A 20,942-nucleotide genomic window follows, 5' to 3' on the forward strand; every position below is an offset into this window, starting at 1 on the left:
GTCTCATTCATCGTGCAACGGCGTAGCCCTGTACGCCCCGCGGATTGGCGCCGGCCTTTACGAGTTGCACGTCACCGTCCATTTCGCGGGCAACTGCCGACAGACGCCCTTCCGACCATGCGTCGCCCACTGTGATCTTGTGTCCGCGTGCTGCCAGATCCTCGCAGACCGTTGCGGAGAAGCGCGATTCAAGCGTCACCGCACCGAGGCTGATTTCTCGCGGCCAGAAGGAGCTCGGCAGGTGATCGGTATGGAATGACGGAGCGTCGATCGCCTCCTGCAGGTTCATTCCCTTGTGCAAGTGGCGCAGCAGCATGATCAACTGCCACTGGTCCTGCTGATCTCCGCCCGGAGTTCCCAACGCCATGTAGGGCTTGCCATCGCGGAAGACGGTGGTGGGCGTTAAGGTCGTGCGGGGTCTTGTCGATGGCATCAGCGACGAGTTGAGACCCTCCTCCAACCAGAACATCTGGCCGCGGGTCGTGAGGCTGAAGCCGAGACCTGGAATGACGGGGCTCGATTGGAACCACCCGCCGGACGGCGTGGCGGAAACCATGTTGCCCCATCGGTCGATCGTGCTGACTTGCACGGTATCGCCGCGCTGAGCACCCTCGCGGGTCAGCGCCGGTTCACCCTGCCGGTCGTTGGGCAACGGCTGCTCGCGCGCGACCGTCGGCTCGCCGCCGCCGAGCCCCGGCTGCATAATTGTACCCACAGCGCGCAGGGGCGGCAGGTTGGGGTTGCGACCGTCAGGCGAGCCTGGACGCACCTCAAGAGATGCAGAGCGACCAATCAGAGCGCGACGGATGTCGGCGTAATCTGCAGACAGGAGTGTCGCCATCGGCACGTCGACGCTATCGCCATACCAGGCCTCGCGATCGGCCATGGAAAGCTTCGCGGTCTCAACAACGAGATGCACGAACTCTGCGCCCATCGGGTCAAGGTCCGCGATGTCGGTTCCCTTGAGGATCTGCAACATCTGCAAGAGGACCGGCCCTTGAGACCAAGGTCCGCATTTGAACACTTCACAATCGCCGTAAGTTACCGACACCGGCTTCTCGATCGATGGCGTATAGTCTGCCATGTCCTGCGCTGTGATCAGGCCCTTGTGTCGTCGGCCTGAGACATCCCATACGTCCTGCGTTTCGCAGAACTGCTCGATCTGTTCGGCAACCGGTCCGCGATACCAGAAATCCAGGGCGGCATTGATCCTCGCCTCGCGGCTGCCGGCCGATTTCGTCTGATCGAGGATCAGTTGGTACATGTCGGCAATGTGCGGGTTACGAAAGAGCTTGCCCGACTGGGGCAGGGCACCGCCTGGCAGATAGACGGCGGCCGATGTTGGCCAGTGCGTCTGAAACAGCTCCTGCATCGATGCGATCGTGTTTGCGATGCGCGGCACCAGCGGGTGACCAGTCCTTGCATAGTAGATCGCTGGGGCAAGAACTTCCTCGAGTTCAGCCTGTCCGTAGTCTCGCAAAAGCGTCAGCCACGCGCCAAAAGCGCCCGGGATACAGGCTGCGAGAAGCCCTGTCCCGGGAATGATGTCCAGACCAAGTTCCTTGAAATACTGAATGGTCGCCTTCGCAGGAGATGGGCCCTGACCGGAAATGACAACCGGAGCATCGGCGCCCGCTGGGGTGACGATAATGGGAACTTCGCCGCCGGGGCCGTTCAGGTGCGGCTCCACCACCTGCAGTACGAAACCAGCTGCCACGGCCGCGTCGAACGCCGTGTGCCCTTTTTCGAGAATAGACATACCAACGGTCGAAGCCAGCCAGTGCGTCGACGAAACTGCCCCAAAGGTGCCGCGCAGTTCCGGTCGGGTGGTAAATGTCATTTGCTTCACTCACTCCTCGTGGGAAGGCGGCAGCGGAGACAGGACCATTGTCTATCTCCACGCAAATTGCCTCCAACGTCCCTTTGGGATACAATCCCGTCCTCTGTGGACACATTGTATATTATTCGGGCGCATGGCAAGTCAGTTGTGTAATTTACTTTCGTCGCGATAGGATGGTGTGTGACCTTGTGGGGAAGGAAACCTATGCTGGATGGACGGACGCCACTGAAAAAAGCTCGTAGCGATGTTATCGCCGACCAGCTGGAAGAAGCTGTGATCACAGGGGAAATTGCTGCTGGATCGCGGCTCGACGAGAACTCTCTCGCGGTCCAGTTCCAGGTGTCTCGCACGCCCGTCCGTGAGGCTCTTCGCATCCTGTGCGGCCGGGGACTGGCCGAGCGGGAAGCATTCAAGGGCGTCATTGTCACCCAGATTTCCACGGAGCGCATCGACGAAATGTTCGAGGCCATGGCGGAACTGGAAGCGACATGCGGCAGGCTGTCGTCCCAGCGCATGACGATGCGCGAACGGGCTGAGCTGGAAGCCATGCATCGTGAGATGAACGGCCTCGCACAGGATGGAGACCACGTTGGCTACAACGCCGTTAACACGGAGTTTCACAGCCTGCTGTTTCAGGGTTGCCACAACAGGGATCTGATCAGTGCAGCGCAAACGCTGCGGTTGAAGCTTGCTCCCTTCCGGAAATATCAGCTGAAGGACGTGGGGCGTCTGAAACGATCGTGTGACGAGCATCAGCAAATCGTTGACGCGGTTCTCGAGCAGGATGCGAAAGCCGCCGAAAACGCACTGAGGCGGCATCTGGTCTCGGCCGCGCAAGAGGTTTTGGTCAGGCGTCAGCAGCAGAAGGTAAAGACCATCCAGGACAATGATCCGCTGGATAATAAGGAGGCTCATGATGACGCAGGATGATGAAAAACAGGCCATCCGCGACGTCATTGGCGTCATGCAACAAGCGTGGAATACCGGCAACTTTCATGGCTACATGGCTGGCTTTGCCAACCCGGATGTCGTCTTTGTTTCCCGCGGCCGCGTCCAGAAGGATTGGCAAGCGACGCTCGACCATTACATCAGCGATTATGGCGGGTCCGAGGGCTCGCAAGGTCAGCTGACCTTTTCCAATATCCGCATCGAAATCCTGTGCGATGACGCAGCCCAGCTCATCAGCAACTACCAGCTGATCCGCCCAGCGGGAAATCAGACGGGAGTGAACACGCGGCTGATGCGCAAGCGCGAAGGAAGGTGGCTGATCGCCCTCAACCACGTTTCGCAGGTCGAGATGTGAAGTCTTGTCTTTGGTTCGTCACCATGGTGATTGGCCTAGAACGTTGACGTCAAATATTTAATCACCTGCAAATCTGTGAACAAGGCAGGGAGCTCGATGCATTCGCTAAGTCTTACCGAAAGTGCGGAGGCCGGCCTTAAAGCCGACCTCCGGTTTTGTTACTTGCCCGAGGCCTGGGCGGAGTACATGTAGCTGTCATAGCTGTATTCGGCGACGCGGAACCACTCGAAGGACTCGTCCCTGAACTTCTTCCAGCCCGGATAGATCTTTGCCCATGCCGGGTGCTTGGCGCTATATTCCGCGTAGAGCTCGAACGTCGTCTTGTAGGCGGCATCCATGACATCGCGTGGCAGCGGTCGCAGTTTGACGCCCTTGCCGACGAGCGAACGGATCGCTGCGGTGTTCTTCACATCGTAGAGTGCCTGCATGTTGATGTTCGCCGCCTTGCAGGCGGCATCGAGTGCGGCCTTGTAGGCGGGAGGCAGACCCTCATACTGTGCCTTGTTGATGAAGAAGTGGATCGTCAGGCCACCTTCCCAATAGGCCGGATAGTAGTAGTTCGGCGCAATCTGATAGAAGCCGAGGCGTTCGTCGTCATAGGGGCCGATCCACTCGGCCGCGTCGATTGTTCCGCGCTCGAGAGCCGGATAGATATCGCCCCCCGGTAGCTGCTGCGGCACCACGCCGAGCCGAGACATCACTTCGCCGGCGACACCGGCGATGCGCATCTTGACGCCCTTGAGGTCGGCGACGCCCTTGATCTCCTTGCGGAACCATCCACCCATCTGGGCACCGGTGGCCCCGCCGGGGATGCCAACCACGCCATAGGCAGAGAGAAACTCGTTATAGGCCTCGTTGCCGCCGCCGTGGTAAAGCCAGGCGTTCTGCTGACGACCATTGAGACCGAAGGGGATGGTCGAGCCGATCGCAAATGTCGGATCCTTGCCGGTGAAATAGTATCCGCAGGTATGAGCGATCTCGACGGTGTTCGCTTTCACCGCATCGATCGCCTGCGGTCCGGGTACGAGTTCGCCGGCCTGAAACACCTGAATTTGGAATTTCCCGTCGGTGATCTTCGACAGTGTCTCCGCCATGACGGATGCGCCGCCGTAAATCGTGTCGAGGTTGTTCGGGAAGCCCGAAGTCAGGCGCCATTTGATGCTCGGCAGTTCTTGGGCAACCGCCGGTGCGGCGAGTGCGGTCGCGGCGACTGTTGCCGCCCCTCCGACTGCGCCTTTCGTCAGGAAATTGCGTCTGTTGATGGTTTCCGTCATTGCGTTTCCTCCTCCTCAGGTTCGGCAGTATCGAACGCACGCTGTGCGATCAAAGCGTGTGTCTAGTTTTTCGGTGCGCCGAAGCTTGGCGTCGGGGAACCGAAATCTGGTGCAGGGATATCAACGGCCGGGGCGGCGGGATCGCCGGAAGACTGCTCCGGTGCGCCGAATGGCTGGGTCGGTGTTCCAAACGGGTTAGCGCCATCGGCACCCGGCATCGGTACGTTGAGCTCAATCGTCGATGGATCGACGACGGCAGATCCTGATTTGTAGTGGGTCACGAGACCCGGAAAGACGATGACGACGACGACCATGACGAGCTGGATCGCCAGGTAGGGCAGGGAGCCCATGTAGATCTGGCCGGATGTGACCGGCTGGATTGTCGCACCGGTGATGCGATCCTTGTAGGCCCTCGTCGGAGCGACGGAGCGCAGGTAAAATAGCGAGAACCCGAACGGCGGATGCATGAACGAGGTCTGCATGTTGATTGCCAGCATCACGCCGAACCAAATCAGGTCGATGCCGAGCGCATCGGCAACCGGTGCCAGCAGCGGGATGATGATGAAGGCCAGCTCGAAATAATCGAGAAAAAAGGCCAGGAAGAATACGAGCAGATTGGCAACGATCAGGAATCCGATCTCGCCGCCCGGGATCGACGTCATCAGGTGCTCGACCCAGACGTGACCGTCAACACCGTAGAAGGTCAGCGAAAACACGCGCGCGCCGAGCAAGATGAAGATCACGAAGGAGGACAGTTTCGCCGTCGCGTAAAGGGCCGACTTCACCATCGCCAGCGTAAGCTTGCGATTGAAGGCTGCAAGAAGCAGAGCACCGACTGCGCCCATCGCGCCGCCTTCGGTCGGCGTCGCAAGGCCGATAAAGATTGTGCCGAGAACGAGGAAGATCAGCACGAGCGGCGGCACGAGCGAGGTGATGACCTTGGCCACAAGCTTCCAGCCACGAAGCGATCGCGCCTCGATGGGAAGAGCCGGCACGCTTGCCGGACGCAGGAAAGACATCAGGATGATGTAGCCGGTATAGGCGGCAACCAGCATGAGACCGGGCACGAGTGCGCCCTTGTACATGTCGCCGACCGAGCGGCCGAGCTGGTCGGCCAGAATGATCAGCACGAGGCTGGGCGGAATAATCTGGGCAAGCGTTCCCGACGCTGCGATCGTGCCGGCCGCGACCCGTCGGTCGTAACCATATCGCAGCATGATCGGCAGCGAGATCAGGCCCATCGAGATGACGGAGGCCGCAACGACGCCTGTGGTGGCTGCAAGGATGGCGCCCACGAAGATGACCGCGAAGGCGAGCCCGCCGCGGATCGGGCCGAACAGCTGGCCGATCGTATCGAGCAGATCCTCGGCCATTCCGCTTCGTTCGAGAATCAGCCCCATAAAGGTGAAGAAAGGAATGGCGAGCAGCGTCTCGTTCGACATCTGCCCGAAGATGCGGTCAGGGATCGCTCCGAACAGGTTGATGGGCAAAAGGCCCATTTCGATGCCGATGAAACCGAAGACAAAGCCGACAAAGGCGAGTGCGAAGGCAACCGGATAACCAAGCAGCAACACGACGATCAGTGATAGAAACATGATCGGCGCGAGATTTTCCGCAAAGAATGCAAACATATGAGCGTATCCTGCTACGAATTAGAGCGCTTGCGCTTCGGCGTCGGCGAGAGCGACGGCGTCGGGCATCGCACCGCTGAGGATCGCTAGCCGTTTAATCAGTTCCGACAGTCCCTGGAGTGCCAGCAGGCCGAAACCAATCGGGATCATGGCCCAGACTGGCCACAGCACCAGCCCACCGGTATTGTTGGAGACCTCTCCGCTCACATATTTGGCGATGACGATCGGCCAGGACAGGTAGATGGTGACGAGGCAGAACGGCATCAGGAAGAAGATTGTCCCGAACACCTCGATCCAAAGCTGCGCCCGTCTGGGCAGCTGGCCATAGACCAGATCGACCTTGACGTGCTCGCTGCTCAGCAATGTCCAGGCCGCCGCCAACAGGAAGGCTGCGGAGAAAAGGTACCATTGCGCCTCGAGCCAGGCATTTGAGCTCAGATTGAAGACTTTTCGGGTCACTGCGTTGATGGCGCTGATCAGCACTGCCGCCAACAAAAGCCATGAAACGGCTTTACCGAAAAGCGTGTTCATCGCGTCGATAGCGCGCGACACGGCGAGTAGACCAGACATTACAAACCCTCCCAGGCAAGCTGCCCGAAGGCAGCTGTCCCATGCACTACTATCGCCGCAAATCACACGCGACAAGAGCATTATGACAAGAGGCCAATCTAGCGGTCTGGGAAAAGGCTTCGATACACGTTGCTATGGGCTGGAACAGACAGTGACGCAGGGAGCGCAAACGTCCCCGCTGATTCTCGATTTCGACGCTTATTCTTTTCGCATGCAGGGTGAACGCGTGACGCGCATGACGAGCGATTTTTGTCGCCAAATCAGTGACTTTGAGAAAAGAGACCTGGTTGCATCCGCCGTCGCTTCGGGCGACAATCGACGGATAGTGCACCGACGGCAAGCAAACGGGCGCCTAGGGCGCCCGTCGCAATACAGATCCGGAGCGGCCTTATTCGGCCACAACCGTCTTTCCGCCTTCCCACTTGTAGACGGAAAAGCTCTGCGAGCTTAGATCGCCGGTTTCACCGTAGGTCAGTTCGCCAATGGCAGTCTTGATACCGGTGCCATCCTTGAGCGCGGCAGCAACTGCCTCAGCGTCGTCGGTGCTGCCAGCCTTGGCGATGCCGGCGGCGATGACCTCGACGGCTGCATAGGCGTTGAGGGTAAAGGCTTCGGCGGGGATCTTCTTTGCAATGAGCGCATCGGCCGCGGCCTTGCTGTCTGCATTCTTCAGCGCGTCGGCAGCGTTGGTGAAGATCGTGCCGTTGGCTGCGTCGCCGCCCGTGGTGATGAACTCGCTATTGGAAAGGCCGTCACCCGCGATCAGCTGCACATTCATGCCGGCATCCTTCATCTGGCGCACCAGAAGGCCTGCTTCCGGGTGATAGCCGCCGAAATAGAGGACTTCGGTGCCTTCCGACTTCAGGCGTGTCACCAGCGCGCTAAAATCCTTGTCGCCCGCCGTCAGCGCGTCGTTGAAGACTTCCGTGATGCCGGCCGCATTCAGCGATGCCTTGAAGGCATCGGCGAGACCCTTGCCATACTGCCCCTTGTCGTTGAGGATCGCGATCTTCTTGTCCTTGAATTTCTCGACCACGAATTTTGCTGCAACGTCCGCCTGCTGGTCGTCCCGGCCGCAGGTGCGAAACACGGTGGAAAGGCCACGCGCGGTCAGTTCCGGCGAAGTGGCTGTCGGGGTAACCATCAGTGCACCGTTTTCGGCAAACGCGACCGAGGCGGGGATAGAGACGCCCGATGTGACAGGGCCAACCACGAAACGGATATCGTCGGCAATCAGCTGATTGGCGGCAGATACGCCCTGTTTGGGTTCGCCGGCATCGTCGACAATTTTGAGCACGAGCTTCTCGCCGTTGACGCCGCCCTTCTTGTTGATTTCCTCGACCGCGGTTTCAGCGCCGTTCTTGATCTGCGCGCCGATCGCAGCAACCGGGCCGGTCAGCGGCGCGATGAGGCCGACCGTGATGTCGGCGTAGGCAAGCGGGGCGAATGCGAGTGTGGCAGCGAATGCCGCAGTGATTGTCTTCAATGTCATGTCAGTCTCCTGGGATGCGGACCTCCCGACCCGCGTGCTAATCGTGCGCCGAACCCGCTCAAACCGTCGGCAATGCCATGACTGGTGGAAGAGGGAGGGCGCGTCCGGTCCGCGCGTGGCCATAGTGAGCTTCTCCGTGCGTCCGACAATTTTCCTAGAAATATTGGGCCGGTGACGCAAGAAGATAACCGGAAGCAATGACCTCTTGATTGAATAATTCACGCCTTCTTGTGGGGACGTGATGGGCGGCTGCAGCCGTGCCCTTTCATGCCGGCAACTCACACGACGGAACCAACCCATGATCCGGGCAGCCGTCCATGGCGCCCCGACGGCGATCAGCGGATACGTGTCGTTCTCCACACTGCGCCGCGGTTCGAAGACAACGACGGTGGGCATATTGCTGATAGTGGCGACTCAGATGCTGAAAGCGGCTCCGATCAGCGCCCTTGTGTAATCGGCCTTCGGAGCGTCAAAGATCGCGTCCGTATCGCCTTCCTCAACGATCTTTCCGTTGTTCATGACAATCACATGATCCGCGATGGCCCTGACCACGGCAAGGTCGTGGCTGATGAAGACGTAGGAAAGGTTGTGGTCGGACTGCAGCTTGCGCAACAGGTCGATCACCTGTCCCTGCACGGACCGGTCGAGTGCCGAGGTCGGTTCGTCGAGGATAACCACACGCGGCTTGAGGATCATCGCGCGGGCAATCGCGATGCGCTGGCGCTGACCGCCGGAAAATTCGTGCGGGTAGCGATTGCGCGCCTGGGGATCGAGCCCGACTTCGGTCAGGGCGGCGATCGCGCGCCGGTCTCGATCCGCCTTGTTCAGCGAAGGCTCGTGGACGAGCAGACCTTCGGTGATGATCTCGCCGACTGTCTGACGCGGCGAGAGAGACCCAAAGGGATCCTGGAAGACGAGCTGCATCTCCTTGCGCAGGGACCGCATCTGCCGACGGTCGAAGCCGGAGATGTCGGTCTTGTCGAAGCGGTAATGACCATCGCTGTGGAGAAGCCGGAGCAGCGCGCGCCCAAGCGTCGATTTCCCCGAGCCGGACTCACCAACGATACCGATCGTCTGGCCCTGCCTGAGCTTGACGGTGACGCCGTCGACGGCCCGGAAACTCTTTGGACCCTTCGAAAAAAGTCCGCGGCCGATCGGAAAATCGACCGTGACATCGCGTCCCTCCAGAATGATCGGTGCGTTTTCCGCTGGCGGTTGCTTGCGACCCTGAGGTTCGGCATCGATCAGCATGCGGGTATAGGCGGAAGTCGGAGCCTCGAAGATCTGTGATGTGGCTCCCTGTTCCACCACTTCGCCGCGCCGCATGACGACGACACGTTCGGCAAAATGCCGGACAATGCCGAGATCGTGGGTGATCAGCACAATCGCCATGCCGAAACGCTCCTGGAGCGAGCGCAGCAGTTTCAATATCTGCGCCTGGACCGTCACATCAAGCGCCGTCGTCGGCTCGTCGGCGATCAGGACGTCGGGTTCGTTGGCAAGCGCCATGGCGATCATGACGCGCTGCCGCTGGCCGCCGGACAGTTCATGCGGGTAACTGTCAATGCGGCGGGCGGGATCGGGAATGCCGACCAGTTCCAAGAGTTCCAGCACGCGGCTGCGGGCCGCTTTCCGGCTGCCGCCGCGGTGGTAGACGATCGGTTCGGCGATCTGGCGGCCGATCGTGTAAAGCGGATCGAGCGAGGTCATCGGCTCCTGAAAGATCATCGTGATCTTGGCACCGCGGATCTTGTTGAGCTCGTTATTTCGCAGTCCGACCAGTTCCTTGCCCCGATAGGCGGCGGAGCCAGTGACGGTGCCGTTTCCAGCGAGCAGGCCCATAATGCCCATCATCGTCTGGCTCTTGCCGGAGCCGCTTTCGCCGACGACGGCGAGCGTCTCGCCGGCACGGACATCGAAGCCGATGCCCTTGACCGCATTGACCGTGCCATCCGGCGTCGTAAAATTCACTTTCAGGTCGCGGATCGAGAGAATGGTGTCTTTTTGATCGGTCATGTCAACGATCCTTCGGGTCGAGCGCGTCGCGCAGGCCGTCGCCGATAAAGTTCAACGAAAACAGCGTTGCCACGAAGAAGATGGAGGGAAAGATCAGGAGCCAGGGTGCCGACTGGATATTGTTGGCGCCTTCCGAAATCAGAGCGCCCCAGCTGGTCAGTGGCGCCTGAACCCCGAGCCCGAGGAAAGACAGAAAGCTTTCCAGGAGGATTACCTTCGGAACCACGACGGTGACGAAGACGATCACCGGTCCGATCGTGTTCGGGATGATATGCCGGCGGATAATTTGCCAGTCGCTCAGGCCGAGCGCTTGGGCAGCGCCCACGAATTCCCGGCGCTTCAGCGCCAGCGTCTGGCCTCGCACGATGCGCGCCATGTCGAGCCATTCCACAGCACCGATCACCAGGAAGATCAGGATGAAGGAACGACCAAAGAAGACGACCAGGACGACGACGAGAAAGACGAAGGGGAGAGAGTAGAGGATTTCGACGAAGCGCATCATGACATTGTCGACACGGCCGCCAAGATAACCCGCGGTCGCGCCGTAGAGCACGCCGATGCCAAGCGAGACGAGGCTGGCCAGCACGCCGACGGCAATCGAGATCTGGCCGCCGAGCATGACACGGGCAAGCAGGTCGCGGCCGTTCGGATCCGTGCCGAACAGGAAGTATTCCCGGCTGACATTCCCTTCGACCTTGAGAACGCGCCCGTCTTTTTCGGTCGCCACTACCTTGGTGTCGTCGAACTCGTTGGCACGGTCGAAATAACGCGTCGTGCGTGGGTCGATCGGATCCTCGGCACTGATGGTCGCGGAAAAGATCTGGCCCGTCACCTCGAACGCGTCGAGGTTGACGCGGGCGCGCGTCGCGACGCCTTGCATGGCGCCCTCCAGCGATGCCTCGTCTGGCCGCGGCTCGAGACTTGGCGCCACCGTCACATAGGAAGAAAAGACCTGGTCATAGCTATGCGGCACAAAAAGTGGGCCGAGATAGGAAAAGAGCGCGATCAGAACGAGCATCACGCAGCCGCCCATCGCCGCCTTGTTGCGACGGAAGCGGATGGCGGCAAGCTGGAAAAGACTGCGGCTTGTGCTCTGGGGCGGGGTGGAAGCCGGATCGGTGGCGATATCAGTCATGACGGACCCTCGGATCGAGCAGGCCGTAGAGAAGGTCGACCAGGAGATTAAAGACGATAACAAAGATGGCGATCAGAACGACGGTGCCCATGACCAGCGTATAGTCACGATTCAGCGCGCCGAGCACGAAATAACGGCCGACGCCCGGAATGGTGAAGATGGTCTCGACGACGGCCGAGCCGGTCATCAATGCGGCGGCACAGGGTGCGAGATAGGAGACGACCGGCAGCATGGCGCCGCGCATGGCATGCGTGATGACGACGATCCGCGCCGGCAGGCCATAAGCGCGCGCGGTGCGGATATGGTCGGCATGCAGCGCCTCGATCATGGAGCCGCGCGTCAGCCTGGCGAAAACGGCAAGCTGCGGCAGCGCCAGTGCGATCATCGGCAGGAGCAGGAACGAGAACGAACCATCTCCCCAGCCACCGGCCGGCAACAGCGCAAGAAGAATTGCGAAAATCAGCGTCAAAACCGGGCCGACGACGAAATTCGGGATCGTCGTACCCATCGTCGCGAGCGTCATGATGGAAAAATCGAGCACGCTGTTCTGGCGCAGGGCCGCGATCGTGCCGAGCGTCACGCCGCCAATCAGGGCAAGAAGCAGAGCGTAGAAACCGAGTTCAATGGAGTAGGGAAGGCCTTTTCCGATCAGTTCCGCGACGGTGTTGTCCTTGTAGATATAGCTTGGACCGAAATCACCCTGCACGGCATTGCCGATATAGGTGAGATATTGACGCCATAACGGCTGGTCTAGCTGGTAGGTCCGCATGATGTTTTCCATCGTTGCGGGTGGCAGCGGACGTTCCAGGTTAAAGGGACCGCCCGGAGCAAAACGCATCAGGAAGAAGGAGATCGTCACGACGATGAAAAGCGTCGGGACGGCGCTCGCAAGGCGGCGCAGGATAAAAGACAGCATGCAGTAGTCTCCTGCGGGATGGCGTCCGAAACGCTGTCGGACGCCATCCCGTGTCGATTATTCGGAAACGCTCAGGAAGCGGCTCAGGTGTTCATTGGCAGCATTGTCCTGCCAGCCCTTGATGTGGTCCGAAACAAGCCACAGATCGGCCTGGGTCAGGAAGGGAGCAATCGGCTGGTCGCGCATCAGGATTGTTTCCGCCTCATGCATGATCTTCGATCGCGCAGCCGGATCCGTTTCCGCATACGACTTCTTCATCAGATCGTCGAATTCCTTGCTCTCGTAATGCCCGTAATTGAAGGTCTTGTTGGTCGAGAGGTTCAAAGCGAGGAAGTTTTCCGGATCGGCATAATCGGCAACCCAGCCGGCACGTGCCACGTTGAACTTGCCGCCTTCCTGGAGATAGGCGTAGTGCGAGGAGACATCGAGATTGCTCATCGTCACCTTGGCACCGAACGTGTTTTTCCACATGTCGGCAACGGCGGTGGCGACACGTTCGTGGTTCGGGTTGGTGTTGTAGCGGACCTCGATATTGAGCGGCTTGCCGCCTTCACCGTAACCGGCTTCCTTCATCAGTTCGATCGCCTTGTCTTCGCGGTCGAGCTGGGAAAGTTCTGCGAAATCGGCCTTGGCGGGTTCGCCATAGTTCGCCATGCCCGGCGGCACCAGCGAATAGGCGGGAAGCTGCGACCCGCTATAGATCTTCTTGGCCAGGAAATCGCGGTCGACGGCCATGGACAGGGCCTGGCGGACACGAACGTCGTTGAAGGGAGCCTCGCGGCCATCGAAGACGTAATAATAGGTCGCAAGCGTCGGCGACACGTGCACCTGGTCCTTGTAGGCCGAGCGCAGCCGCTCGATCTGGTCAGCGGAGAAGTTATAGACGAGATCCATTTCCTTCGCCTCGAAGCGGCGGACGGATGCGGCCTGGTCGTCGATCGGGTAGAAGATCACCTTGTCGAGCTTGACGTTGGCGGCATCCCAGAAATTGGGGTTCTTTTGGACAACGAGGCTGTCATTCGGCACATGGCTGACGAGCTGGAAGGCCCCGTTCGACACCATCGTGCCTGGCTTGACGAAATCGGCGCCGTTCTTCTCAAGGCTTGCCTTGGAGACAGGCAGGGCAGTCTGGTGAGCAAGAAGTTCAAGGAAGAAGGGGGTCGGGCGCTCGAGGGTGATCTCGAACGTCTTGTCATCGACGGACTTGATGCCGAGTTCCTTCGGATCGGCCTTTCCGGTGTTGACCATTTCCGCGTTCTTGATCGGGTAGAGGATGTTCGCATATTTCGCGGCGGTCTTCGGATCTTCCACGCGCTTGAACGAGAATTCGAAATCCTGCGCCGTGACGGGCGAGCCATCGGACCACTTGGCATTCTCACGCAGCTTAAACGTGTATGTCAGTCCGTCTTCGGAGACTTTCCACGACTCCGCTGCACCCGGTACAATCTTGCCCGCCGCGTCGTAGATCGTCAGACCTTCATAAAGATCCTTCAGAATGAAGGCTTCGATATTGATCGAGGTCTGGGCCTGATCGAGCGTTTGCGGTTCGCCGGAATTGCCACGATGAAGCACAGTTTCAGCAAATGCCGGTGCCCCAGCCAGCAGAGTTGATCCGAGCAAAGCGACCGCTGCCGCACGCATGAGACGAGATGACATACCGTTATCCTCCTGGTTTTCCGTCCGATTGGGCGAGTGAATGCCAGAAATATCGGAACCGCAAGGCTTTTTTGCTCTCGACTCAAATGCGGAGTGTATATCCGCGCGCCTCGACTAACCTCATAATTGCAGGGTCCTGCAGGGGCGATAGCCGGGGTATCCTGACCTGGCATCCGCGCCAGACCGTGAATCGAGAAAGCAGCGACATTTTACGTTCAGGTAAACCGAGCAGCGAATACCATGGTGTCGCGATCAGGGTGCCTGGAGTAATTTTATTGCAGGAGCACAAATGAAAGCGGTTTCCACCGATCTATCTCGATACAATCAGGGAGGGCATGGTTGGGCATCATCGGACTGCCATATGCGCCTCTCGCAATATGACGATCCGGCACCCCATCAGCGGCTCTCAAACATCGGGGACGGTGTAGCGTCGGCTATCACGGGCAACGAGCCGATGGGGCAAAGCGTCACGAATCTGCACGCTCCGCGGCTCATCCCTTCAACAAAGCGCTTCGGCCAAGCATGCGGGAGGTCGCGCCTAGTGGCGCTTTCTTCTGGAGATCTTGTTGCCGTGTGGACCGCTGACGACCGGCGTCCTGTCCCGATTTTCGGTGACCAGGGTTCGCCACCGGTCGAGACGATCGCCTGCAAGTTCGCCGCTTGCGACTGCAGCCTGAACGGCACATCCGGGTTCGTGGACATGGCTGCAATCGCGAAACCGGCACTGCGATGCCAGTTCGGCGATATCGGAAAAGAAGACATCGATACCGTCGGCAACATCACTTACATACAGCGTCCGGATCCCGGGTGTATCGATCACCCATCCGCCACCCGGTAGCGCGTGCAGCGATCGTGCCGTCGTGGTGTGTCTGCCCTGCGAGTCGTATTCCCGGATCGTGCCGGTCTTCTGTGTGTCCGACTGAGACCCGACGAGCGAGTTGACCAGGGTTGATTTCCCAACGCCCGACGATCCCACGAGCGCGCAGGTCTGTCCCTCGCCGCACCACGGCGCCAGGAGTTCGCGTGCCTCTACCGAGCGTCCGTTCAGGAGGATAACGGGCAGGCCAGGCTGCAGTCCCTGCGCCTGGACCCGGAAGACGTCAGCGTCTTCGGTCGTGTCCGCCTTTGTCAGGACGATCACCGGGTTGCTCCCGGCTTGTTCGGCCAGGATCAGATACCGTTCCAACCTTGAAAGGTTGAATTCGGCGTTGCAGGACGTCACGATGAACAGCGTATCGACGTTGGCAGCAACCAGTTGCGGGATCGTGTCGTTCCCCGCACGTCGTTGAAAGAGAGTTTTCCGTTCGAGACGGCGAACCAGCATGCCGCTGATCGGGTCGGCGAGGATCCAATCGCCGACCGCGAAATCGGCTGTGTTGGCGTTGGCTGGGAGCTCGAGGGCGGCCGGACCACCGGCATCAATAGCCTGCACGCGCGACCGGTGGACGGAGGCAATGCGCCGCGGCGCGAGTTCGTCTTCATCGGATGTGAGCTGATCCGAAAAGAAGTCCGACCAACCAAGTCGTTTAAGCGCTGTCATGTGAAGGGGGTCGATCAAAGGAAGGTCGCAATCTTTGGAGCTGTTAGGGTTGGACGGGGCCTGTTGGCTTCGGTTTCCCTTGGCTGCGCGAGAAGTTTGGCCGAAAAGAGTCTATGAGCGTCGGTGCGTCGCGGACGGAGGCAAGTTCTTTTGGACGCTGGCATACACAACCATCCTCTTCAGACTGTATGCGCGGGGAAGTTGGCGGACAAGCCCTAACGAACCTCGTCGTGCGGGACGGGTCTGCAGAGCAGGTCAAAACTAAAGGTTGACTTGGCGGCCCTTCGTCTCTATCTTTGGTTTATCGATCTTTTGCTTGCTGAACTTTGGTTACCGCGCGATTGGCACCGCGCTCTGAACGAACTTCCCTCTCAAAATCAATCGTTACACTCATCCGTTCGGCTTCGGTCCTACGGTCACTCAACATTGCTTTGAAAGGGTTCATCATGACCACAGGCACAGTAAAATGGTTTAATTCCACCAAGGGTTTCGGCTTCATCGAGCCTGACAACGGCGGCGCTGACGCGTTCGTCCACATCTCTGCCGTCGAGCGCGCGGGAATGCGCGAAATCGTAGAAGGCCAGAAGCTTGGCTACGAACTCGAGCGCGACGCGAAGTCGGGCAAGATGTCGGCCTGCAACCTTCAGGCTGCCTAATCGTACCTGGTTTCGTCCTTGACCACGGATGTACTGGCACCGACGACACCAAGTTATCTGAGAGGCCGGGCTTATAGCCTGGCCTTTTTTGTTGGCTCGCTCAAAGCAGGCTCAACCACAGGAAAATCCATGACACAGACCCATTCGAAATCCAGACAGCAGGCCGAGATTGCCTTCGGCAACACGCAGACGCAGTTCTTTGCCCGAAATCACGCCGTCGCGGAAATGGACTCCCTCGTTGCGGCGCGCGAGACGAAAACACAAAGGCTGCGGCAGGCACGCCTCGCGAAGGATGCCGACGACATCGCCAAGGCATCCGCAGGCCTGATCGCAATGCGCGCCCGCAAGTCCGACCTTTAAGGATGCCATCTTGATGGACCAGAACACCGAGTGGACATCCGGTCAGCTGCGACGCGCGATCAAGGCGGCAGGCGTGGCGCTGTGGACCTGGAACGTCGATACGGACGCGTTCACGATGGACCAGCGTGGATATGCACTATGGGATTTGGAGGTCGATGGCGTCCTGTCCTTTGAGGACCTGTCGGCCAAGGTCCATCCGGCCGACCGCGATCGTGTGAGGGCAGCGTTCTCGGCAACACGTGCCGTCGTTGGACCTTACGAGATCGACTTCAGGATCATGAGCGATGTTGAAGTTCGCTGGATCTCAGCACGCGGTCAGGGGAGCGATGAGGATATTCTGGCTCGGCAGATGACCGGCATCTTTCTCGATGTCACAGGCCGCAAGCAGGCTGAAGAAGGGCATGAGCTTCTCGCCGGAGAAATGAGCCACCGGGTCAAGAACCTGCTCGCCATCGCGTCAGGGCTGACGCAGATGACATCCCGGTCCTCGAGTTCGATCGCCGATATGACCTCACAGCTCACTCTAAGGCTAACCGCTCTCGGCCGTGCTCACGACCTTGTCCGGCCTTTACCTGGCGGGCAGGGCAAGGCCGCTCTTCTCGGTGACCTGATCACGATCTTGCTCTCCCCCTATGACGAGACGGCGGCGTTTGCTGGCCGTATTCGGGTAGCAGTTCCAAGGATGGGCGTGGGAGAGGCGGCAGCCACAGGCCTCTCGCTGGTGATCCACGAACTCGCCACGAATTCACTGAAATACGGCGCCCTGTCAGTCGGCACCGGAACACTGGATGTGTCCGGATCGGTCGAGGAGAACAATCTGATGGTGACCTGGATCGAGCAGGGCGGGCCCGAGGTTGTCTTCCCACAGAGCCCGGCCGGCTACGGTAGCAGAATGCTGGACCGTACCATGTCCGCTCACCTTGGAGGAACGATCTCCTATAACTGGACACCGGACGGAGCGCTGGTCACGCTTATCATCGACACGAGCCGGCTTGCCTCTTGACCGCTTGGAAAAGGCCTCGGCCGCAAGCCCGCGCCGGAAAACCGACGGGCTAACGCGCAGCTGTTTTGTCGTTGAACGTCTGCGCGGTCGCCTCGGTTGCCGGTGAATAAGTTAGCGTCCGCTTGTTTCGGAAACATGGCTAGATGAAGCGCGCTGATCAGCGCTTTTCGACATCGACTCGAAGCGCGCAACGATCAGATCAAGGTCATACGGCTTGGAGAAAAATTGTGCCGAAGATGGCAGATCGATCTCACCGGGCGTGATGCGACCGGAGGCAACCACGATCCCGGCGTGAGGGAAGCGAGCGGCGACTTCGTGGGCAAGGTCCACACCCGTCAGAAGGCCTGGCATCTGGATATCCGTGAACAGGAAGTGAATGGTCCCGTCGTCAATCTTGTCCAGGGCCTCGTCCACCGTGCCGGCTTCTATGACCTCGAACCCCGCATCCTCCAGGGCGTCTGTGACCGTCATCCGGATCAACACCTCGTCGTCCACCACGAGTACTTTGCGCATGTCCCACTCCCTGCATGTGGCCCTACAACAGACCGACGCGGTTATCGTTCCAAAAAACGCAGTGGGTATCAGACTACTGCATTGGCCTTTCCGGCTAATGCGTTCAATTGCAGTGGCAGTGGCAGTGGCAGCTTTCGGTGAGTAGCAAGGAGATGGCAGTATCCTTTGGTCTGCTTCGGGTGTGGGGACAATCTTCTTGTAGCCGATGGGCGATCGGCGGCGCTTTCAACACCACGGCTGTGACCGAAGCGGCCGCCCAGGGGTCCGGCGCAAACATGTTGGTCATTGCGCTGCCAGCCGCCGACCACAAGACAGGAATGCACCCTACCGGACATCTGAACACACGGTTGTATTCAGATGTGCGGCGTGGTTCGGCGCACGTACGTCGCGCGCCTTCCTGCAACGCGCAGGATCCATGTCACGAGACCGGTACCGGCTTCACGAAGCCGGTGTCCGGATCTTCTCGGCCATGTACGGACGTGAATTCGCGGCTGAGAACGATCTTCTCAACGCGCTTGATCTAGACGTAATGTCATTGGATGATTTAAAGACCCTTTGCCAAAACGGGTTTGCACCCTCGGCCGCGTGACCATCGTAAGCCTTCGATCATTGCTTCATCGTCCGGCAAACGGACCGAGCAGCTTAAGGTCGAGGCAGGGGAGGCAGGAGCGTCAACGCGCTTCTCCTGTCCCATATCCGAATTTCTCCAAGCCGCGACGCGGATGCGTCGGAGGCAAACAAGGTTGCATTCACAATGAGCAACGCATTCCTCGCACATCTCTCCACCGAACTTGCGGGTCTGAGGTCTTCGGGTCTCTACAAGACCGAGCGGGTGATCGTTTCCAAACAGGCCGGCGAGATCGAAGTCGCATCTGGTCGCAAGGTTTTGAATTTTTGCGCCAACAATTATCTGGGCCTTGCCGACAACGCCGAACTGGTGGAGGCCGGCAAGAACGCGCTGGATCGTTACGGCTACGGCATGGCATCTGTGCGTTTCATCTGCGGGACGCAGGAAGAGCACAAGCAGCTCGAAGACCGGATTTCGAAGTTTCTGGGATTGGAGGATACGATCCTCTATTCGTCCTGCTTTGATGCCAATGGTGGATTGTTCGAGACGCTTCTCGGCGAGGAGGACGCGATCATATCGGACGCACTCAACCACGCTTCGATCATCGACGGAGTGCGCCTCTCCAAGGCGAAACGCTTCCGCTACGCCAATAACGACATGGCGGCGCTGGAGGAGGAACTGAAAAAGGCCGAAGGCAGCCGGTTCAAGATGATCGCCACAGACGGCGTGTTTTCGATGGACGGCATCATCGCCAATCTTGCGGGCGTCTGCGACCTTGCCGAGAAATATGGCGCCATGGTCATGGTCGATGACAGCCACGCCGTTGGCTTCGTCGGCAAGCACGGTCGTGGCTCGGCGGAACATTGCGGCGTCGAGGGCAGGGTGGATATCATCACCGGCACGCTCGGCAAGGCGCTTGGCGGTGCATCGGGCGGCTACACGTCCGGCAAGAAGGAAGTGGTCGACTGGCTGCGCCAGCGCTCGCGTCCCTATCTGTTTTCCAACACCCTCGCTCCGGTGATTGCGAGCGCCTCGCTGAAGGTGTTTGACCTGATCGACAATGGTGACGCATTGCGCGCCCGGCTAGAAGCCAATTCCCGTCTCTTCCGCGATGAAATGAGCAAGCTTGGGTTCACGTTGGCGGGCGAGGGGCATCCGATCATTCCCGTCATGCTCGGCGATGCGTCGCTGGCGCAGGACATGGCGGCGAGGATGCTGGAAAAGGGTGTCTACGTCGTCGGCTTCGCCTTCCCGGTCGTACCCAAAGGCCAGGCCCGTATCCGCACCCAGATGTCTGCGGCGCATAGTGAGGACGATGTGCGCCGGGCCATTGCGGCGTTCGAAGAGGTCGGCAGGGAACTGCGCGTGATCGAGTAGACGCCCGGCCCGAACCGATCCAACTCATTGACAGGAATTTTTCGATGACCAACATGATGCGCGCCCTCGTCAAGTCGACAGCCGAAACCGGTCTCTGGATGGAGCATATCCCTGTTCCGGACCCCGGCCCCAACGACGTGCTGATCCGGGTGAAGAAGTCCGCGATATGCGGCACCGACGTTCATATCTGGAACTGGGACAGTTGGGCCCAAAAAACCATTCCGGTGCCGATGGTCGTCGGCCACGAGTTCTGCGGTGAGATCGCGCAGGTGGGCTCTGCGGTCACCAAGGTCCAGGTCGGCGCGCGCGTCTCCGGCGAGGGGCATATCGTTTGCGGCAAGTGCCGCAACTGCCGCGCGGGGCGCGGACACCTTTGCCGCAACACGTTGGGCGTGGGTGTCCACCGGCCCGGATCGTTTGCCGAATTCGTCTGCATTCCCGAAGACAATGTCGTGCCGATCCCGGATGATGTGCCGGACGAGATTGCCGCGATCTTCGATCCGTTCGGCAACGCCGTGCACACCGCTCTCTCCTTCGATTTGGTCGGCGAGGACGTCCTGGTGACCGGAGCCGGTCCGATCGGCATCATGGGTGCGATGGTTGCCAAGCGCTCGGGCGCCCGCAAGGTCGTCATCACCGACATCAACCCGGTACGTCTGGCACTTGCCGAAAAGCTCGGCATCGACCACGTCGTCGATGCGTCCAAGGAAAACCTGTCGGACGTGATGAAGCGCATCGGTATGACCGAGGGCTTCGATGTCGGTTTGGAAATGTCGGGCGCGGCCCCCGCCTTCCGCGACATGATCGACAAGATGAACAATGGCGGCAAGATTGCCATTCTCGGCATCGCGCCGACCGGGTTCGAGATCGACTGGAATAAGGTGATCTTCAAGATGCTCAATCTCAAGGGCATCTACGGGCGGGAAATGTTCGAGACCTGGTACAAGATGATCGCCTTCGTGCAGGGCGGCCTCGACCTTTCGCCTCTCATTACCCACCGCATTGGCATCGACTCCTTCAGAGACGGGTTCGAGGCCATGCGCTCCGGCAATTCCGGAAAGGTCGTCATGGACTGGTGAAGCCAACATGAGG

General features: G+C 59.6%; 18 protein-coding genes. 7 read left to right on the forward strand and 11 right to left on the reverse strand.

Annotation, left to right across the window (positions count from 1 at the left end):
- Positions 1-7: 7 nt before the first annotated feature.
- Positions 8-1,840, reverse strand: coding sequence for a gamma-glutamyltransferase family protein (locus ASG19_RS15685; protein ID WP_062459256.1), 1,833 nt, complete (start codon positions 1,838-1,840; stop codon positions 8-10).
- Between the two features lie 204 nt (positions 1,841-2,044).
- Between ASG19_RS15685 and ASG19_RS15690 the strand changes: the two genes are divergently transcribed.
- Both ASG19_RS15690 and ASG19_RS15695 read left to right on the forward strand, forming a co-directional pair.
- Positions 2,045-2,770, forward strand: coding sequence for a GntR family transcriptional regulator (locus tag ASG19_RS15690; RefSeq protein ID WP_062459260.1), 726 nt, complete (start codon positions 2,045-2,047; stop codon positions 2,768-2,770).
- On the forward strand, positions 2,757-3,143 hold the full coding sequence (locus ASG19_RS15695; protein WP_244476191.1) for an SgcJ/EcaC family oxidoreductase: 387 nt from the start codon (positions 2,757-2,759) through the stop codon (positions 3,141-3,143). The genes ASG19_RS15690 and ASG19_RS15695 overlap by 14 nt, the downstream gene beginning before the upstream one ends.
- A gap of 158 nt (positions 3,144-3,301) precedes the next feature.
- On the opposite strand, the gene ASG19_RS15700 is transcribed toward ASG19_RS15695, so the two are convergent.
- The 9 genes from ASG19_RS15700 to rsgA all read right to left on the reverse strand — a co-directional run bounded on the left by ASG19_RS15700 (position 3,302) and on the right by rsgA (position 15,373).
- Complete coding sequence (locus ASG19_RS15700; RefSeq protein ID WP_062459271.1) at positions 3,302-4,417, reverse strand: TRAP transporter substrate-binding protein; 1,116 nt, start codon at positions 4,415-4,417, stop codon at positions 3,302-3,304.
- A gap of 62 nt (positions 4,418-4,479) precedes the next feature.
- On the reverse strand, positions 4,480-6,048 hold the full coding sequence (locus tag ASG19_RS15705) for a TRAP transporter large permease subunit (protein ID WP_062459274.1): 1,569 nt from the start codon (positions 6,046-6,048) through the stop codon (positions 4,480-4,482).
- Positions 6,049-6,069: 21 nt separating this feature from the next.
- On the reverse strand, positions 6,070-6,618 hold the full coding sequence (locus tag ASG19_RS15710) for a TRAP transporter small permease subunit (protein ID WP_062459277.1): 549 nt from the start codon (positions 6,616-6,618) through the stop codon (positions 6,070-6,072).
- Between the two features lie 388 nt (positions 6,619-7,006).
- On the reverse strand, positions 7,007-8,110 hold the full coding sequence (locus tag ASG19_RS15715; RefSeq protein ID WP_062459280.1) for a branched-chain amino acid ABC transporter substrate-binding protein: 1,104 nt from the start codon (positions 8,108-8,110) through the stop codon (positions 7,007-7,009).
- Positions 8,111-8,524: 414 nt separating this feature from the next.
- On the reverse strand, positions 8,525-10,126 hold the full coding sequence (locus tag ASG19_RS15720) for an ABC transporter ATP-binding protein (protein WP_062459282.1): 1,602 nt from the start codon (positions 10,124-10,126) through the stop codon (positions 8,525-8,527).
- A gap of 1 nt (position 10,127) precedes the next feature.
- A complete protein-coding gene (locus ASG19_RS15725; RefSeq protein WP_062459285.1) occupies positions 10,128-11,261 on the reverse strand; it encodes an ABC transporter permease subunit in 1,134 nt (377 codons plus the stop codon).
- Positions 11,254-12,177 (reverse strand): oligopeptide ABC transporter permease OppB, encoded by a 924-nt coding sequence (oppB, locus tag ASG19_RS15730; RefSeq protein ID WP_062459288.1) that lies wholly within the window; start codon positions 12,175-12,177, stop codon positions 11,254-11,256. The genes ASG19_RS15725 and oppB overlap by 8 nt, the downstream gene beginning before the upstream one ends.
- Positions 12,178-12,234: 57 nt before the next feature.
- A complete protein-coding gene (locus ASG19_RS15735) occupies positions 12,235-13,818 on the reverse strand; it encodes a peptide ABC transporter substrate-binding protein (protein ID WP_244476221.1) in 1,584 nt (527 codons plus the stop codon).
- 553 nt (positions 13,819-14,371) lie between these two features.
- Entirely contained in the window at positions 14,372-15,373 is a 1,002-nt protein-coding gene (rsgA, locus tag ASG19_RS15740) for a ribosome small subunit-dependent GTPase A (protein ID WP_062459294.1), read from the reverse strand.
- Positions 15,374-15,819: 446 nt separating this feature from the next.
- On the opposite strand from rsgA, the gene ASG19_RS15745 reads away from it, so the two are divergent.
- From ASG19_RS15745 to ASG19_RS15755, 3 genes are all read left to right on the forward strand, one after another.
- Positions 15,820-16,029 carry a cold-shock protein gene (locus ASG19_RS15745; RefSeq protein ID WP_062459297.1) on the forward strand — a complete coding sequence of 70 codons (210 nt, stop codon included), beginning with the start codon at positions 15,820-15,822 and terminating at the stop codon, positions 16,027-16,029.
- Between the two features lie 129 nt (positions 16,030-16,158).
- The gene (locus ASG19_RS15750) at positions 16,159-16,389 is read left to right on the forward strand and encodes a hypothetical protein (RefSeq protein WP_062459299.1); all 231 of its coding nucleotides are present in this window, start codon (positions 16,159-16,161) and stop codon (positions 16,387-16,389) included.
- Positions 16,390-16,402: 13 nt separating this feature from the next.
- The gene (locus tag ASG19_RS15755) at positions 16,403-17,392 is read left to right on the forward strand and encodes a sensor histidine kinase (RefSeq protein ID WP_156466526.1); all 990 of its coding nucleotides are present in this window, start codon (positions 16,403-16,405) and stop codon (positions 17,390-17,392) included.
- Positions 17,393-17,503: 111 nt separating this feature from the next.
- Here the strand turns inward: ASG19_RS15755 and ASG19_RS15760 are convergent, their stop codons facing one another.
- The gene (locus tag ASG19_RS15760; protein WP_062459305.1) at positions 17,504-17,905 is read right to left on the reverse strand and encodes a response regulator; all 402 of its coding nucleotides are present in this window, start codon (positions 17,903-17,905) and stop codon (positions 17,504-17,506) included.
- A gap of 754 nt (positions 17,906-18,659) precedes the next feature.
- On the opposite strand from ASG19_RS15760, the gene ASG19_RS15765 reads away from it, so the two are divergent.
- Complete coding sequence (locus ASG19_RS15765) at positions 18,660-19,850, forward strand: glycine C-acetyltransferase (RefSeq protein ID WP_062459309.1); 1,191 nt, start codon at positions 18,660-18,662, stop codon at positions 19,848-19,850.
- A gap of 44 nt (positions 19,851-19,894) precedes the next feature.
- Positions 19,895-20,929, forward strand: coding sequence for an L-threonine 3-dehydrogenase (gene tdh, locus ASG19_RS15770; RefSeq protein ID WP_062459312.1), 1,035 nt, complete (start codon positions 19,895-19,897; stop codon positions 20,927-20,929).
- The last annotated feature ends 13 nt before the right edge of the window (positions 20,930-20,942 follow it).

Source organism: Rhizobium sp. Leaf306, assembly GCF_001423425.1.
In the GTDB taxonomy this organism is placed as follows: domain Bacteria; phylum Pseudomonadota; class Alphaproteobacteria; order Rhizobiales; family Rhizobiaceae; genus Neorhizobium; species Neorhizobium soli.

Coding starts and splice junctions, on each gene's coding strand:
- ASG19_RS15685 (WP_062459256.1), bottom strand. CDS start 1,840: ATGACATTTACCACCCGACCGGAACTGCGCGGCACCTTTGGGGCAGTT.
- ASG19_RS15690 (WP_062459260.1), top strand. CDS start 2,045: ATGCTGGATGGACGGACGCCACTGAAAAAAGCTCGTAGCGATGTTATC.
- ASG19_RS15695 (WP_244476191.1), top strand. CDS start 2,757: ATGACGCAGGATGATGAAAAACAGGCCATCCGCGACGTCATTGGCGTC.
- ASG19_RS15700 (WP_062459271.1), bottom strand. CDS start 4,417: ATGACGGAAACCATCAACAGACGCAATTTCCTGACGAAAGGCGCAGTC.
- ASG19_RS15705 (WP_062459274.1), bottom strand. CDS start 6,048: ATGTTTGCATTCTTTGCGGAAAATCTCGCGCCGATCATGTTTCTATCA.
- ASG19_RS15710 (WP_062459277.1), bottom strand. CDS start 6,618: ATGTCTGGTCTACTCGCCGTGTCGCGCGCTATCGACGCGATGAACACG.
- ASG19_RS15715 (WP_062459280.1), bottom strand. CDS start 8,110: ATGACATTGAAGACAATCACTGCGGCATTCGCTGCCACACTCGCATTC.
- ASG19_RS15720 (WP_062459282.1), bottom strand. CDS start 10,126: ATGACCGATCAAAAAGACACCATTCTCTCGATCCGCGACCTGAAAGTG.
- ASG19_RS15725 (WP_062459285.1), bottom strand. CDS start 11,261: ATGACTGATATCGCCACCGATCCGGCTTCCACCCCGCCCCAGAGCACA.
- oppB (WP_062459288.1), bottom strand. CDS start 12,177: ATGCTGTCTTTTATCCTGCGCCGCCTTGCGAGCGCCGTCCCGACGCTT.
- ASG19_RS15735 (WP_244476221.1), bottom strand. CDS start 13,818: ATGCGTGCGGCAGCGGTCGCTTTGCTCGGATCAACTCTGCTGGCTGGG.
- rsgA (WP_062459294.1), bottom strand. CDS start 15,373: ATGACAGCGCTTAAACGACTTGGTTGGTCGGACTTCTTTTCGGATCAG.
- ASG19_RS15745 (WP_062459297.1), top strand. CDS start 15,820: ATGACCACAGGCACAGTAAAATGGTTTAATTCCACCAAGGGTTTCGGC.
- ASG19_RS15750 (WP_062459299.1), top strand. CDS start 16,159: ATGACACAGACCCATTCGAAATCCAGACAGCAGGCCGAGATTGCCTTC.
- ASG19_RS15755 (WP_156466526.1), top strand. CDS start 16,403: ATGGACCAGAACACCGAGTGGACATCCGGTCAGCTGCGACGCGCGATC.
- ASG19_RS15760 (WP_062459305.1), bottom strand. CDS start 17,905: ATGCGCAAAGTACTCGTGGTGGACGACGAGGTGTTGATCCGGATGACG.
- ASG19_RS15765 (WP_062459309.1), top strand. CDS start 18,660: ATGAGCAACGCATTCCTCGCACATCTCTCCACCGAACTTGCGGGTCTG.
- tdh (WP_062459312.1), top strand. CDS start 19,895: ATGACCAACATGATGCGCGCCCTCGTCAAGTCGACAGCCGAAACCGGT.